General features: G+C 50.1%; 15 protein-coding genes. 12 read left to right on the top strand and 3 right to left on the bottom strand.

Annotated elements, in window-relative coordinates:
- Window positions 1–31 precede the first annotated feature (31 nt).
- Window positions 32–1588, bottom strand: coding sequence for a SulP family inorganic anion transporter (locus BIT28_RS15685; RefSeq protein WP_075765347.1), 1557 nt, complete (start codon window positions 1586–1588; stop codon window positions 32–34).
- A gap of 258 nt (window positions 1589–1846) precedes the next feature.
- A complete protein-coding gene (gene rne / locus BIT28_RS15680; protein ID WP_075765345.1) occupies window positions 1847–5107 on the bottom strand; it encodes a ribonuclease E in 3261 nt (1086 codons plus the stop codon).
- 446 nt (window positions 5108–5553) lie between these two features.
- Between rne and rluC the strand changes: the two genes are divergently transcribed.
- Window positions 5554–6498, top strand: coding sequence for a 23S rRNA pseudouridine(955/2504/2580) synthase RluC (gene rluC / locus BIT28_RS15675; RefSeq protein ID WP_075765343.1), 945 nt, complete (start codon window positions 5554–5556; stop codon window positions 6496–6498).
- 114 nt (window positions 6499–6612) lie between these two features.
- Here rluC and BIT28_RS15670 read toward each other — a convergent pair whose 3' ends face one another.
- A complete protein-coding gene (locus BIT28_RS15670) occupies window positions 6613–7194 on the bottom strand; it encodes a Maf family protein (protein WP_075765341.1) in 582 nt (193 codons plus the stop codon).
- Between the two features lie 361 nt (window positions 7195–7555).
- On the opposite strand from BIT28_RS15670, the gene yceD reads away from it, so the two are divergent.
- The 11 genes from yceD to tmk all read left to right on the top strand — a co-directional run bounded on the left by yceD (window position 7556) and on the right by tmk (window position 16452).
- A complete protein-coding gene (gene yceD, locus BIT28_RS15665; RefSeq protein ID WP_075765339.1) occupies window positions 7556–8071 on the top strand; it encodes a 23S rRNA accumulation protein YceD in 516 nt (171 codons plus the stop codon).
- Window positions 8072–8090: 19 nt separating this feature from the next.
- Window positions 8091–8261, top strand: a complete 171-nt coding sequence (gene rpmF, locus BIT28_RS15660; protein ID WP_006231206.1) for a 50S ribosomal protein L32 — start codon at window positions 8091–8093, stop codon at window positions 8259–8261.
- 9 nt (window positions 8262–8270) lie between these two features.
- Entirely contained in the window at window positions 8271–9296 is a 1026-nt protein-coding gene (gene plsX, locus BIT28_RS15655; protein WP_075765337.1) for a phosphate acyltransferase PlsX, read from the top strand.
- Between the two features lie 5 nt (window positions 9297–9301).
- Window positions 9302–10258, top strand: a complete 957-nt coding sequence (locus tag BIT28_RS15650; RefSeq protein WP_075765335.1) for a beta-ketoacyl-ACP synthase III — start codon at window positions 9302–9304, stop codon at window positions 10256–10258.
- 168 nt (window positions 10259–10426) lie between these two features.
- Window positions 10427–11350, top strand: coding sequence for an ACP S-malonyltransferase (gene fabD, locus BIT28_RS15645; protein ID WP_075765333.1), 924 nt, complete (start codon window positions 10427–10429; stop codon window positions 11348–11350).
- 95 nt (window positions 11351–11445) lie between these two features.
- Complete coding sequence (gene fabG, locus BIT28_RS15640) at window positions 11446–12180, top strand: 3-oxoacyl-ACP reductase FabG (protein WP_075765331.1); 735 nt, start codon at window positions 11446–11448, stop codon at window positions 12178–12180.
- Between the two features lie 157 nt (window positions 12181–12337).
- Window positions 12338–12574, top strand: a complete 237-nt coding sequence (gene acpP, locus BIT28_RS15635) for an acyl carrier protein (RefSeq protein WP_007467184.1) — start codon at window positions 12338–12340, stop codon at window positions 12572–12574.
- A gap of 85 nt (window positions 12575–12659) precedes the next feature.
- Entirely contained in the window at window positions 12660–13898 is a 1239-nt protein-coding gene (fabF, locus tag BIT28_RS15630) for a beta-ketoacyl-ACP synthase II (protein ID WP_075765329.1), read from the top strand.
- Window positions 13899–14006: 108 nt separating this feature from the next.
- Complete coding sequence (gene pabC, locus BIT28_RS15625) at window positions 14007–14816, top strand: aminodeoxychorismate lyase (RefSeq protein ID WP_075765327.1); 810 nt, start codon at window positions 14007–14009, stop codon at window positions 14814–14816.
- Window positions 14810–15823, top strand: coding sequence for an endolytic transglycosylase MltG (mltG, locus tag BIT28_RS15620; RefSeq protein ID WP_075765325.1), 1014 nt, complete (start codon window positions 14810–14812; stop codon window positions 15821–15823). Before pabC ends, mltG begins: the two co-directional genes overlap by 7 nt.
- A complete protein-coding gene (tmk, locus tag BIT28_RS15615; protein WP_075765323.1) occupies window positions 15823–16452 on the top strand; it encodes a dTMP kinase in 630 nt (209 codons plus the stop codon). The genes mltG and tmk overlap by 1 nt, the downstream gene beginning before the upstream one ends.

Here is a 16452-nt window from a genome sequence, read left to right as displayed (position 1 = left end):
TGTTGCGGGCGTTTTTCATTGAGTAGGTTGATTACCCAAGGGTATCGGTTGCAACCTTGTAGGTTGGGTCTTCCAGCATGTTGACCTCAACCAGGTTACCAGCTTTCTTGAGCAGAGAACGACATTCTGGGCTCAAGTGGCGAATATGCAGTGTTTTCCCAAGGCTTGCGTACCGTTCGGCAACCGTATCGATAGCTTCGATGGCTGAGTGATCCGACACACGAGAGCCAGCAAAATCGATAATAACGTCGCTAGGGTCGTTTTTGGCATCGAATAGCTCAAGGAAGTGGGAGGCTGAACCGAAGAATAGCGGGCCGTTAACTGCATACACTTTGGAGCCTGCTTCGTTGATGTGGCTTGATGCGTAGATGTGCTTGGCATGGTCCCAGGCAAAAACAAGTGCAGAGTAAATGACACCAACGATAACTGCGAGCGCCAGATCCGCTGCAACGGTAACACAGGTTACCAGGATGATAGCGAAGAAGTCGTGCTTTGGTACTTTACGCGCCATTTTAAAGCTCGCCCACTCGAAGGTACCGATGACGACCATGAACATGACACCAACTAGCGCAGCCAGCGGGATCATTTCAATTAGCGCAGAACCGAACAGGATGAACAGCAGCAGACCAACAGCACCGGTGATACCGGACAGACGACCACGGCCGCCTGAGTTAATGTTGATCATTGACTGACCGATCATGGCACAGCCACCCATTGCACCGAATACAGAACAGGTGATGTTTGCCACGCCCTGGCCAACACATTCGCGGTTACCCTGGCCACGAGTGCCTGTCATTTCATCAATAACCGTCAGAGTCAGGAGTGATTCAATCAGGCCAACTGCTGCCAGTATTAGTGAATACGGCAAAATGATCTGCAGCGTTTCCATGTTGAAGCCAACATCAGGCACGGCAAACGTCGGCAGGCTGCCTGCAAGGGTAGCATTCGCATCACCACTCATGCTTCGAACAAAGTCGACAACAGTACGTGAGTCAAGATCCAGGCCATGTACCAAAGCGGTTACGGTAATGATGGCAACCAAGGATGAAGGTACGGCAGTCGTGACCTTAGGCAGGAAGTGGATAATAAACATGGTCAGGGCAACAAGGCCAAGCATGATGAAGAGCTGTGAGCCTTGCATCCACTGCATTACGCCAGCGGCATCAGGAACCTTAAACTGTCCCAGCTGAGCGAGGAAGATAACAATCGCCAAACCGTTTACAAAACCGATCATAACCGGATGGGGAACCATTCGGATAAATTTACCCAGTTTGAATACACCAGCAAGGATCTGCAGTACACCAGCTAGCATGACAGCAGCGAAAAGGTATTGGATACCGTGCTCAGCAACCAGGCTTACCATTACAACAGCCATCGCACCTGTCGCACCAGAAATCATACCCGGACGACCACCCAATACAGCAGTGACCAAGCCAACGATGAAGGCAGCATAAAGGCCAACCATTGGGTCAACACCTGCTACAAAGGCAAAGGCTACGGCTTCAGGTACTAGGGCCAGGGCAACGGTAAGCCCTGAAAGTACGTCATTTTTGACGGATTGACGCGAAAATTGTGGGAATTCAAACATTTTCTTTAGTTTTGTTCCGGTTCGGTTATATAAAGAGCGTACGAAAGACGCGGATCCTACAGAAATCTGTGATTTAGTTCAACTTTCAAGCGTGATCTGAGCACATAATTATCATTAACTATAGGAAACTTTGATGTCAATTAGGTTAATTGTGAAAATTCGGTTTAATTTTCATTTTTGACGGCAACAGAGAAAAGGTAAAAAAAAGCCATGCTATTAGCATGGCTTTTTGACTCACTTAGTTGTGATTTTTCTGACTTAGTCCATAGAAGGCTTTGTCATTGGTGCTGTTGCAACATTGGTTGCCGTTTGGCTGCCAGCCTGGCGGGTTGCAAGTCGCTCTTCACGGAGCGGTGCTAAAGCGACAACAGGGGCATCAGTACTTTCTTCTGCCGGAGCCGGCGCTTTGGCCATTGGAGCAATGGCATGTCGACCACGTGGTGATGTGGCTGTGACCATTGGACTCTCAGCGGACGCGACAGTTGCTTCTTTAGCCGGAGTTTCTACCGGAGCGGACGCTTCTGTTTCTACTGCAACAGCGTCTTCAACAGTAACTTCGGCAACGACAGCTACCTCAACCGCGACTTCGGCGGTTTCTGGCGCTTCGTCTGCCTGGCTTTCGACAGCTGCTGTCTCAACAGGCGTACTTTCTACTACGGCCTCAACAGCGCTTTCTTCCGTTACCGCTTCTACCTTCACAGGCTCACGAAGAGGGAAGGCTTTACCCATTGCAAGCTCTGGCATGGCTACGCCACCCAGTGTCGGTGAAGCTGCTTCAGGTGCTGCTTCAACTTCAGTCTCGGCGACTGGTTGCTCTGAAGCTTCTTCTTGAGCGACAACGGCTTCAACAGCAGGTTTAGGTGCCGGAGCCCACACTTTGCCCATTGCCATTTCCGGAGAGGCAACACCAGAAGCTGGACGGTTAACTTTTGGCTTCTCAACCACAGTCACCACATTTTCCATGTCGTTCAGTGCATCAGTTGCTTCTTCGACAGCATGACCCACAGCTTCGGTTACCGCTTTATCGACGTTTTCGCCCTTCTCTGGACGAGTATCGCGAATACGGCGACGACGCTGACCGCTTGCACGCAGGTGACGCGGAGAGCGACGGTTACGACGCTGGCCGTTTTCCTGCTCACCGTTTTGCTCTGCCTGCTCTTTGGCTGCCTGAGTTTTCTCGGTCTGAGGTTCCTGAGCCAGTGCTTCCTTAGCTACAGCAGTACCCAGTTCCTGCAAAGGAGTGGCTACTTTCTGCTCTTCAGCAGTTGCCTCTGCTTGCTGCTGTTGAACAGGTGCAGCTTGCTGCTCATCACCGATACGGATTTTCTTGCGTAGCTGACGGCGCTGGCGACGCTGTTTAACTTTCGTTGCCTTCTCCTGCTCTTGCTCACGCTTTTCTTCCGCAGCAGGTTTGCCAGCTTTGTTTTGCTGGGCTTCCTGACGGCGTTGCTGCTTCTGCGCCTGAATTTCTTCGCGGCGAGACTGACGTTTCTGCTCTTTCGCTTCTTCGTCACGTGGCTGACGCTGCTGCTTGACCGGCTTATCCAACTGCTGTTGACGGTCTTGCTTTTGCTTGTCACCGCGACGGCGCTGCTGGCGCTGTTCACGTTGCTCGCCACTGCGGTTATCACGATCAGTGTCCTGGCGCTTGCGGCCCTGGCGGGAACCGTCTTTGCCTCGGCGGCTATCCTGACGCTTGTCCTGACGTTTGTCTTGGCGCTCTCCGCGACGGCCGTCACGGCGGTTGCGTTTGCCCTGAGTTTCTTTTTGCTTCTGCTCTGTTTCCTGTTCTGCAGAGCCCGAGAAGAGGTTGGCAATGGCTGAGAAGAGACGGTTGAAGATGCTAGGCTTGTCTTCGGCTTTCTTCGCTATCTCTTTCTGAACCGGTGCTTGTTTCTTGGCTGCGGCAGGTTCTTTTGGTGCAGCAAAACCTTGCAGTACCGGCTCTTCACGTTTCTTCACGATACGTTCTTGCTGTGGCGCTTCAGCCGCTTCCGCTTCTTTCAGGGCTTCGATTGCACGTGGCAGGTGATAAGACAGGGTATCTTGCTCGTCACCACTACGGACACGCAGAACTTCAAAGTGCGGAGTATCCATTTCTGCATTTGGCACGATGATAGCGCGCACATCATGGGATTTTTCAATGTGCTGTACAGAGCGTCGTTTTTCGTTGAGCAGGTAGGAGGCTATCGCTACCGGCACAATCGCGACCACCTGTGAGGTGTTGTCTTTTAGTGCCTCTTCTTCAATCAGACGAAGAATAGACAACGACAGAGATTCGCTATCACGAATAACACCGGTACCAGAACAGCGCGGACAGACGTGATGGCTTGCTTCTGCCAGAGACGGGCTCAGGCGCTGGCGAGACATTTCAAGCAGGCCGAAACGTGAAATACGACCAATCTGTACACGGGCACGGTCCATACGAACGGCTTCGCGCAGGCGGTTTTCAACTTCACGCTGGTGGCGCACTGGGGTCATATCGATAAAGTCGATCACCACCAGGCCGCCCAAGTCACGAAGGCGTAGCTGGCGAGCGATTTCATCGGCAGCTTCAAGGTTAGTTTGCAGCGCCGTTTCTTCGATGTCGCCGCCTTTGGTTGCACGGGCGGAGTTGATGTCGATAGAGGTCAGTGCTTCTGTCGGATCAATAACAATCGAGCCGCCGGAAGGCAGGCGAACTTCGCGCTGGAACGCGGATTCGATCTGGTTCTCAATCTGGTAGTGATTGAACAGTGGTGTTTCGCTGTGTTCATACAGTTTGACACGGGACAGGAAGTCCGGGCGTACCTGCTGAATATGATCACGGGCGCGGTTAAAGATTTTCGGGCTGTCGATGACAATTTCACCGATATCACGGCGTAGATAGTCACGGATAGCACGGGCAATAACATTGCTTTCCTGGTGGATCAGGAAAGGTGCCGGTGCAGAATCTGCCGCATCTTTTACACGTTCCCAGTGGTTGAGCAGGTAGTTCAGATCGTATTCCAGATCTTCAGCTGACTTGCCCACACCCGCGGTACGTACGATCAGGCCCATTCCCTGCGGTAGCTCAAGCGTGCTGAGTGCCGCTTTTAGCTGAGTACGCTCTTCACCTTCGATACGGCGTGAAATACCACCGGCTCGTGGGTTGTTAGGCATCAGCACCAGGTAGCTACCGGCAACAGAAATGAACGTTGTCAGGGCTGCCCCTTTGTTGCCACGCTCTTCCTTGTCGACCTGAACGATAACTTCCTGGCCTTCTTTAAGCACTTCCTTGATGTTAGGACGGCCTTGGTAGCTGTAGTCGGCAGGGAAGTAATCTTTGGCAACTTCTTTCAGTGGAAGGAAACCGTGGCGCTCAGAACCATAGTCAACGAACGCTGCTTCCAGGCTTGGTTCGATGCGGGTAATGCGACCTTTGTAAATATTTGCTTTTTTAGATTCGTGGCCAGGGCTTTCGATATCAAGATCAAAGAGCTTCTGCCCATCAACTAATGCGACGCGCAACTCTTCCTTTTGAGTTGCGTTAATCAACATTCTTTTCATTATATTGTACTCGTTTTTGTCGTTGTACTAGCGACTCGATTAGCGAGTTTGTACTGGCGGCGCCTGACTCCAAGTCTGATAACAAATGCAGCCTCACGGCTGGAATTCAGGAGTGCTATCTGGCAACACGTATTGTCCAACAGTATCAAGATGATTAGATCAGGAAATATACAGCTGGCATCACCGTTTCACGCGGCGGTATCTATCACACCAATAAAAAATCTATAATCGAGCAAGCTAAAAAACACTCCGGAGATAATAACGTCTTACGCCATTTGCTGCGCTTCTCGCCAGAGCTGTATGAATAATAGTCAGTTAGGTGATATTCTGTTCACCGTGTTACAAAAGTAGGCAAGTTTTCCTACTCCTGCACGCAATGATAGCAGGGTGACTTTTTTGCGGCAATCTGCTTTGCATGCGTGATACAATCAAAACCTATGAAAGATGATAAACCAAAAGTGCAATTCATCGAGATTACTGATGACTTTGCGGGCCAGCGGATCGATAACTTTCTCCGTGCTCGGCTTAAAAACGTTCCAAAAAGTATGATTTACCGTATTTTGCGTAAGGGTGAGGTTCGAGTAAACAAAAAACGTATAAAGCCTGAATATAAATTGCAGGATGGTGATCTTGTGAGGGTGCCGCCGGTGAAGGTGCCGGAAAAAGACGAGCAGGCGCCGGTCAGTACCAAGCTCAATAAAGTTGCCGAGCTGGAGTCTTGCATTATTTATGAAGATGACCAGATGCTGATCCTTAACAAGCCATCGGGAACAGCGGTTCATGGCGGCAGTGGTTTGAAGTTCGGTGCTATCGAGGCCTTGCGCGCACTTCGTCCCGATGCCCGTTTCCTCGAGCTTGTCCATCGGATAGACAGAGATACCTCGGGGATACTGCTGGTGGCTAAGAAGCGTTCTGCACTGCGTCAACTGCAGGAGCAATTCCGTAACAAGACGGTACAGAAATACTATTTTGCCCTGGTGATGGGCGAGTGGAAAGCCAGTTGCAAAAAAGTAACGGCACCGCTGATGAAGAACGAAGTGAACAGTATTGTACGCGTTAACCCTAACGGGAAGGCATCGGATACGCGCTTTAAAGTGATTGAGCGTCTTGATCAGGCCACGTTGGTCCAGGCTAGCCCGGTAACGGGCCGAACCCATCAGATCCGTGTTCACTGCCAGTACACCGGTCACCCTATTGCCTGGGATGATCGCTATGGTGATCCGCGTTTTGATGCGTATACGAAAAAATCGGGCCTCAATCGACTTTTCCTTCATGCGGCCAACATTAAGTTCAAGCACCCTAAAACGGAAGAGCTCATGGACATCAATGCACCGATGGAGCCGATGTTGACAAGGGCCATTGAGCAGCTACGGAAAAAATAGCGACAGAAAAAGCTGCGCTGAATACAGCAGGCCTATGGTGGTTGTATTGACGAGGGCGAGAAGCTAATTTTGGCTTCTCGCCTTCTTATTTGTTAGGGATACTTGTTGCCCTGATTACAAAATCGCTACCCCTTGCTTGGCGAGCATGTCGCGCAGGGCAATCAGTGGCAGGCCAACCAGGGTATTTGGATCCCGGCCCTCGAGTTTATCAAACAGGGCAATGCCAAGTCCTTCGCTTTTAAAACTCCCGGCACAGTTCAGCGGGGTTTCTCGTTGGATATAGTTTCGTATTTCCTGCTCGGTCAATGTTCTGAAGTGAACATGGAAGGGCTCGCAGATCACGTCGCTATCGCCAGTTACTGCATTATATAGACACAGGCCAGTATAGAAGGTGACGACTTGGCCACTTGCAGCCTGTAGCTGTCGGAAGGCGTTATCGGAAGTATGCGGCTTGCCGACAATATGGCCGTTGATGACGCATACCTGATCCGAGCCGATAATCAAGTGGGCTGGGTAATCATCTGCGCAGGCTTTGGCTTTGGCTTCGGCCAGCCGGGTAACAAGCTGCTCGGCGGTTTCATCGGGATGGGCCGTTTCATCAGTGTCTGGGCCAGCCGTCTCAAACGGGTATTGTAGCTTCTCTAGCAAGGCTTTTCTGAAAGGGGAGGTGGAGGCCAGGAGCAAAGGTCGAGTCATAGTTGTACCAAGATTATATGGGATTGTGTTAGTCTAGCGGCCGAATTTAAATGGGCCATCTTTGCAGTTAGTCCGGCTAATGTAAGAAATGCAGCCATTAATTTCAAACTCGCGCCATACTGAAGATGTGTCTGTCTGGTAACGGTTCTGGTTGTGTTTTAGTCATCTTTTGTGTGTTATTTGACCGCTTATATCACAAGGGTCAACTTGTTGTGAGTCAGGCAGATAACAGACAAAAAGGTGGAAATGTCCTCGATTGACCAAGCTGGCTTAATTGCAGTTAAGTGAATTGGCTAAATGCTGTTAATTCGCGCACATTTCCTTTGACTCAAACTGATTAGAAGGCTAATATTCGCGCCCTATGCAAAAGGTAAAATTGCCGCTAACGGTTGATCCGGTTCGCGCAGCTCAGAAAAAACTCGACTATGATGGCATCATTAAAGTCGATTTGCTTGAGCGTTTGGCCGAGTCAACACAGAGCGTAACACGTGATGCAAACGTCACCTTATCATTTGACTTTGACCAACGTCACCTTGCATTTATGCGCGGTAGTGCAGATGTTGAAGTGATGTTGACCTGTCAGCGATGCCAGGAAGAGTTCAAACACCAATACAGTGTTGAATTCTGTTACAGTCCGCTCCTCAAACCAGAGGAAGCTGATGAGTTTCCGGAAGCTTATGAGCCGGCTGACGTCGACGAAAACGGTGAGATTAACCTGATTCAAATCGTCGAAGACGAATTGATTCTGGAGTTGCCTCAAGTCGCTATGCATGATGAAGCTGACTGTAAAGCCAGCGGAAACATGACTTTTGGTGAGATCCCCGTTGCTGATGAGCGTCCGAATCCGTTTGCAGTATTGAAAAATCTAAGTAAGTAATTTAACAGGAGTAGGGTTAATGGCCGTACAAAAGAGCAAAAAATCACGTGCAGCACGTGGCATGCGTCGTTCTCACGATGCACTAACAACTGCAGCTGTATCTGTAGATTCTGCAAGTGGTGAAACTCACCTACGTCACCACGTAACAGCTGACGGTTTCTACCGTGGCCGCAAGGTTATCAACAAATAAGGTTGAACCTTGAGTGGTCTAACCGTTGCACTTGATGCAATGGGCGGGGATTTCGGTCCTCAAGTAACAGTGCCTGCCTCCGTGCAGGCATTGTTGCAATACCCAGAGCTCAAAGTTATTCTTTTTGGTGATCAAAGTGCGATCACATCTCAACTGTCCCTTCTAAACCAACTTCAACACCCTCGACTCAGTATTGTTCATTGCGAGCATGTTATTGCCAATGAAACCCGGCCTTCCCAAGCATTGCGCAGCAGTCAGGGAACGTCGATGCGTATGGCGCTAGATAGTGTTTCCGACGGCCAGGCTGATGCCTGTGTCAGTGCCGGAAATACCGGAGCCCTGATGGCCCTTTCGCGCTATACCCTGAAACAGCTCCCCGGTGTTGACCGTCCTGCGCTTGTAACTGCCATCCCGACCAACACCGATAATAAAACCTGGTTACTGGACTTGGGAGCAAACGTATCCTGTGATGCAGATACCTTGTTTCAATTTGCTGTAATGGGAGCTGTTCTGGCCGAGCAGGAAAACAGCGCATCACCTCGGGTCGCGTTGCTTAATATTGGTGAGGAAGAGATTAAAGGTAATGATTTAGTCAAGCGTTGCGCCGAAATGTTGGCAAACTCACCAGACATAAACTATATCGGCTATCTTGAAGGTAACGAGTTATACAGTGGCCGCGCCGATGTCATCGTGTGTGATGGTTTTGTCGGCAACGTGAGTCTAAAGACCAGCGAAGGGGTCGCCAATCTATTCATTGACAGCATTAAAAATGCCATAAGCACTAACCCACTGAAGCGTTTAGTTGCCAAGTGGTTGTTTAATGACCTATTCATCAGTCTTAAACAGTTGAACCCCGACCAGTACAATGGCGCAAGTCTGTTAGGATTGCGCGGTATTGTGGTCAAAAGCCATGGAAGTGCTGATGTTGCCGCTTTTTCTAATGCAATTGGTGAAGCGGTGCACGAGGTCAAACGGCAAATACCGACAAAAATCAGTGACCGTTTGGAAGAAGTCTTACTCGAGAGGCATTATTAGTCTTCATGTATAGCAAAATTTTAGGTACCGGCAGCTACTTGCCAGCACAAGTACGTTCTAACGCCGATTTGGAACAAATGGTTGATACCACAGACGAATGGATCGTAGCTCGTACCGGTATTCGTGAGCGTCGAATTGCATCTGCAGATGAGACTGTGGCTGTAATGGGATATCAGGCATCTTTAAACGCTATCGAGATGGCGGGCATTGATAAAGATGACATTGATCTTATTATCGTAGCGACTACCAGTGCGAGTCACTCATTTCCGTCTGCGGCCTGCCAGGTCCAGGGAATGCTGGACATCAAAGGTTGCCCGGCATTCGATATCGCAGCGGCGTGTTCAGGTTTCGTCTATGCCCTGAGCGTGGCCGATCAACACATCAAAACCGGTATGGCCAAGAACGTCTTGGTTATCGGCTCTGATGCGCTTTCCCATAAGTGTGATCCAGATGATCGTTCGACGATCATATTGTTTGGCGACGGTGCCGGAGCCGTGGTGGTTGGCGCAAGCGAGGAACAGGGTATTATCTCGACGCACCTGCATGCCGATGGCCATTTTGGCGGACTGTTAAGCCTTGCCATTCCGGATCACGGCCAAAACTTCAGCGATGACAAATGGCTGTACATGGCAGGTAACGAAGTATTCAAGGTCGCGGTAACCCAGCTGTCAAATCTTGTAAAAGATACCTTGGCAGCGAATAACATGGACAAGTCTGAACTAGACTGGCTGGTACCGCACCAGGCAAACTTACGTATTATCTCGGCAACGGCGAAGAAACTGTCGATGTCGATGGATCAGGTGGTGGTAACCCTTGATCGTCATGGCAATACGTCTGCGGCAACAGTTCCGACGGCCCTTGATGAAGCCGTACGTGATGGTCGGATCCAGCGTGGCCAGACTTTGTTGCTTGAAGCCTTCGGTGGTGGTTTCACCTGGGGTTCTGCATTGGTGAAATTCTGATTCGGTTGAAGAATTAGATTAAACCTCTGATACGCATTAAATTAATTTGTAGCTATTCGCTTTCTGCTTTATTGCCGTGTGCCGGCTTGTGGTTAGCAGCTTGCTTTGTCACAGCGGATAGCTCGTCAATACACTGAATAATCAGTAATAACGAATAAGGATTCTCGAATGTCTAAGTTCGCGATTGTATTCCCGGGACAGGGCTCTCAGGCTGTTGGCATGTTAGCTGAGCTTGCTGAGCAGTTTGATGTTGTTAAGCAAACTTTTGCTGAAGCCTCTGATGCGCTGGGCTATGACCTGTGGGCACTTGTCCAGAATGGTCCTGCAGAAGATCTTAACCAGACACACCGCACTCAGCCTGCACTGCTGACCGCTTCCGTTGCGATCTGGCGTGTATGGCAAGAGCAGGGTGGTGAGCAACCTGCGGTACTTGCAGGTCACAGCCTGGGTGAGTATTCAGCACTAGTATGTGCTGGCGTTATCGATTTCAAAGAAGCGGTAAAACTGGTTGAGCTTCGCGGACAGCTAATGCAGGAAGCGGTACCAGCAGGTGTTGGTGCGATGTCTGCAATTATCGGTCTGGACAATGACGCGATAGCCAAAGCCTGTGAAGAAGCGGCTGAAGGCCAGGTTGTTTCCCCGGTTAACTTTAACTCTCCGGGCCAGGTGGTTATCGCGGGTAATAAAGAAGCGGTAGAGCGTGCCAATGTACTGTGTAAAGAAGCAGGTGCTAAGCGTGCACTGCCACTGCCTGTATCTGTGCCGTCACATTGTGAGCTAATGAAACCAGCCGCGGACAAGCTGGCTGTCGCGCTAGAGAATCTTGAGTTCGCTGCGCCTTCAGTTCCTGTGATCAATAATGCAGATGTGGCAGCCGAAACTGATCCTGCGGCTATCAAGCAGGCATTGGTTAAACAGCTATACGGCCCGGTTCGCTGGACTGAGTCTGTTGAGCGTATGGCGGAAGAAGGCATCGAGCAACTGCTAGAAATGGGGCCGGGCAAGGTACTTACCGGCCTGACTAAACGTATTAATCGCGCGCTTGGCAGTGCTGCAGTCAACGATCCGGCTAGCCTGGACGCTGCCAAGTAAGATTGTGGCCTGCTTCTTGGTGCCATTTGCTTCGGGCAGAGTTGGCGTTAACAGGAAAAGGCGGGCTGCATACTATTTATAGAAGAGGAATGACAATGAGCCTGCAAGGTAAAGTTGCTCTGGTAACGGGTGCGAGCCGTGGTATCGGTCGTGCTATCGCAGAAATTCTGGTTGAACGTGGTGCGACGGTAATTGGTACGGCGACGTCAGAAAGTGGTGCGGAAGCCATCAGCGCATATTTGGGTGACAACGGTAAAGGTCTGGCGCTGAACGTGACATCTCCTGAGTCAATTGAAGCTGTATTGAAAGAAATCAAAGCGCAGTACGGCGATGTTGATATCTTGGTCAACAACGCGGGTATCACTCGTGATAACTTGCTGATGCGCATGAAAGATGACGAGTGGCAGGACATCATGGATACTAACCTGACGTCTATCTTCCGCCTGTCTAAAGCTGTGTTGCGTGCGATGATGAAAAAACGTCACGGCCGTATTATCAGCATCGGCTCTGTAGTTGGTACTATGGGTAATGCTGGTCAGACTAACTATGCAGCAGCAAAAGCAGGCTTGATTGGCTTTACCAAGTCGATGGCACGTGAAGTTGCGTCACGCGGCATTACGGTGAATGCGGTTGCGCCTGGTTTTATCGAAACAGATATGACTAAAGCCCTGAATGATGACCAGCGTGCTGCTACACTTGCAGGTGTTCCTGCAGGTCGTTTGGGTGATCCGCGTGAAATTGCGGCAGCGGTCGCATTTTTGGCGTCAGAAGATGCTGGTTATGTAACCGGCGAAACACTGCATGTTAACGGCGGCATGTACATGATTTAAACAAAAAAGTTGCATAACTTGATGACACAAGTCAAACTCATCTTGTTTTCACTGAAAATCGTGGTTTGACCAGCGTGTTGAGTATTGCAACTTTTGCAGTAATGAATAAACTACAGCAAATCGCATTAGCGAATTCTTGTTTTAAGGAAATAGATTAATGAGCAACATCGAAGAACGCGTAAAAAAAATCATTGTTGAGCAACTGGGCGTAGACGAAGCAGAAGTTAAAAACGAAGCTTCTTTCGTTGACGATCTAGGTGCTGATTCTCTAGATACTGTTGAACTAGTAATGGCTCTTGAAGAAGAATTCGATACTGAGATTCCAGACGAAGAAGCTGAAAAAATTACTACAGTTCAAGCTGCTATCGACTACGTTGTTGGCGCATCTGAGTAATTAAGAACTCCCTCCAGGCGGTCACCATGACCGCCTGATTTTATTTCGAAATCTGTTTTATCCTCAATTCCCGGAGAAATTAATCGTGTCAAAGCGTCGCGTAGTTGTAACTGGCATGGGTATGCTATCACCGGTTGGCAATTCTGTTGAGTCTTCATGGAAAGCTCTACTGGCCGGCACTAGCGGTATTAGCAATATCGAACATTTTGATGCTAGCGCATTTGCTACTCGTTTTGCCGGCATGGTCAAAGACTTCAACTGTGAAGAATACATGACCAAAAAAGATGCCCGCAAAATGGACTTGTTCATTCAATACGGCATTGCAGCAGGCGTACAGGCGTTAAAAGACTCTGGCATTGAAGTGACTGAAGAAAATGCCCCACGTATTGGTGTGGCTATCGGTTCTGGCATCGGTGGTCTAGGTCTTATTGAAGCTAACCATCTGTCACTGATGGAAAAAGGTCCGCGCAAGATTAGCCCGTTCTTTGTTCCGTCAACGATTGTAAACATGATCGCAGGCCACATGTCTATTATGCATGGTCTTCGTGGTCCGAACATCGCTATTTCTACGGCATGTACAACTGGCCTTCACAACATTGGCCATGCTGCGCGTATGATTGCTTACGGCGATGCAGATGCAATGCTAGCAGGTGGTGCAGAAAAAGCATCAACTCCGCTAGGTATGGGTGGCTTCGCTGCGGCGAAAGCACTGTCTACACGAAATGATGATCCTCAAGCAGCCTCTCGTCCGTGGGATAAAGACCGCGACGGTTTCGTACTGGGTGACGGTGCCGGTATGATGGTGCTTGAAGAATACGAGCACGCCAAAGCGCGTGGTGCGAAAATTTATGCAGAGCTAGTCGGCTTTGGTATGAGTGGTGATGCGTACCACATGACTTCACCAAGTGCTGACGGTTCTGGTGGTGCACTGGCGATGGAAGCTGCGATCCGTGATGCGGGTATCAATGCTGAAGAAATCGGCTATGTGAATGCACACGGTACTTCAACACCGGCTGGTGACGTAGCAGAAACCCTTGGTATAAAGCGTGCTATGGGTGCAGCGGCTGATAAAGTTATGGTTTCGTCGACTAAGTCGATGACTGGCCACCTACTGGGTGCTGCTGGTTCTGTCGAATCAATCATTACTGCAATGACATTGGTCGATCAGGTCGTTCCACCGACAATCAACTTGGACAACCCTGATGAAGGCTGTGATCTGGATTATGTTCCAGGTGAAGCACGTCAGGTTAATCTTGAATACGCACTGTGTAACTCGTTCGGCTTCGGCGGTACGAATGGTTCGCTGCTATTTAAGAAAATCTAACGATAACCTGTTATCATTGAGCGGCCCGGTGTTTTGCACCGGGCCGTTTTTTTTTGATACTTTTTATTAGTGGCTTATTCTGTGATTTGAGATTGGGTAGATATCGGAATGATACTGGTAAACGGCATAGAGCAAAGTGACGTTGCAGTCACTGATCGGGCTATGCAGTATGGCGACGGCTGCTTTACGACCATTCTCGTTGAGCACGGTAAACCAAGGCTATGGTCGTTGCACCTGCAGCGATTGAAGAGGAACGTTGCAGCATTCGATATCGTAGAGCCGGACTGGCTACAGCTCACTGATCAGGTGCATAGGCTAGCGGATAACTTCCCGGTCAAAGGGGGAGTAAAGGTACTGATAAGCCGCGGCGCGGGTGGGCGGGGGTACAGCCCGTCAGGTTGCAGTGCGACTCAAGTTATTGTTTCTGATTTTGCCTGGCCTGCCCATTATCGTGAGTGGCAGGCGCAGGGTATCGTGCTGGGCGTATGTCAGCAGAGACTGGCTTTGGCTCCGATGCTGGCGGGCTTCAAACATCTGAACCGCCTTGAGCAGGTAATGCTAAAAAAAGAAACCGAGCAGGCCGGCTGGCTGGATGCCGTCGCACTGGACGTCAACGGTGATGTAGTGGAAGCAACGGCCTCGAACATTTTCTGGCGCAAGGGCAAGACGCTTTATACGCCAGAGTTGAATATGTCAGGTGTCCACGGTGTGATGCGTGCCCATGTGATCGCACTGGCCGCTGACTGTGGTTTTTGTATAGAGTTTGTCAAAAAGCCACTTGATGCCTTGCTTTGCGCCGATGAAGTCTTTATTACTAATGCCCTGATGGCGTTGGTGCCGGTCACAGAAATAAACGGAATTCAATTTACGGCGCGAACTGCGCTGAAAGCGTTAAACAAGAGGTTGTACACGTGTTAAAGAAGTTGGTAATAGCGGTTGTCTTGATGGGCGTGATGGCTGCTGGTTGGCTTGGCTGGTCATATCAGCAGGTGAAGGCTTCGCTTCAGCAGCCGGTAACTCATGACGGCGAAGTCTTCGTTACGGTCAGTCCGGGAACTAGTTTTCGGGGGCTGCTAAACCAACTCGTCGACAAGGAAATTGTTCCGCCATCGCAATGGACGCGGTGGATTTATCGTATTGAGCCTGAGTTAACACGAATCAAAACGGGGACATATCAAATACCTGGCAGCGGCACTCTCAGAGATGTGCTGGCATTGATCACATCAGGCAAAGAACATCAGTTTGCAATTACCCTGGTCGAGGGTGGCAGGTTTACAGACTGGCTTGATCAACTGAGCACGGCTCCCGAGATTGTCCATCAGTCCGACGGTATGTCCGAGGCCGAAATAGCCAAGGCGATTGGTGCGGATACCTCCAAGCTCGAGGGATACCTGTTGCCGGAGACTTACCACTATACCTCGGGAACAACGGATCTTGAGTTGCTCAAGCGCGCATACCGCCAGATGACCAGCTTGCTCGACGATGCCTGGGAGACGCGTGATAAGAGTATTCCGCTGAAAACACCGTATGAAGCCTTGATCATGGCATCAATTATCGAAAAGGAAACGGCCGTTGATGACGAGCGTACTGTCGTATCGTCAGTCTTTATGAATCGCCTCAACAAGAATATGCGTCTCCAGACTGATCCGACGGTGATTTACGGTATGGGGGATAAGTACAAGGGGAATATCCGCAAGCGTGATCTTCGTACCCCGACACCCTATAACACTTACACCATCTTTGGCTTGCCGCCGACACCGATAGCAATGCCAAGCAAGGCCTCGGTGCTTGCTGCGGTGAAGCCGGAAGAGAGCAATTACTATTACTTTGTTGCTGATGGCAAAGGCGGCCACAAGTTTTCTAAAACGCTAAGCGAGCACAATCGCGCAGTACGTGCATACCTAAGAACACTAAAGAAAAAATAATGACTGGAAAATTTATTGTTATTGAGGGCCTGGAAGGCGCGGGAAAAAGTACGGCAATCAAGCAGGTAGCTGCAGTATTGGCTGAGCACGGGATCGAGTCGCCGGAATTGACGCGCGAGCCCGGCGGGACACCGCTTGCCGAGCAGATGCGGGCTTTGGTTAAAGAGGGGCACCCTGACGAACCCTTGACCGACATGGCTGAGCTGTTGCTCCTGTATGCGGCACGTATTCAGTTGATTGATAACGTGATAAAGCCGGCGCTGGCAAAAGGGCGTTGGGTAGTTGGTGACCGTCATGATATGTCATCTCAGGCTTACCAGGGAGGAGGCCGGGGATTCGATACCGCCCTGATGGAGAATTTGCGTAATACGGTACTGGGTGACTTCCGTCCGGATTTCACCATCTATATGGATATTGATCCGGTTCTTGGCCTTGAGCGTGCACGCGGCCGGGGTGAGCTGGATCGTATCGAGCAGATGAATATTGATTTCTTCCAACGCGCCCGAGCGCGCTTTCTTGAGCTGTCTGAGAATGATCCGAGCGTGGTTATCATTGATGCCAGTCAACCACTGGATGCGGTGACGGCAGATATTTCCCAGGCGCTGACAGTGTGGCTGGAGCAACAATAG

Source organism: Photobacterium proteolyticum (assembly GCF_001939735.1).
GTDB classification, from domain to species: domain Bacteria; phylum Pseudomonadota; class Gammaproteobacteria; order Enterobacterales; family Vibrionaceae; genus Photobacterium; species Photobacterium proteolyticum.
Note: the sequence above shows the minus strand (reverse complement) of the source record. Positions and strands in the feature narration are given on the sequence as shown.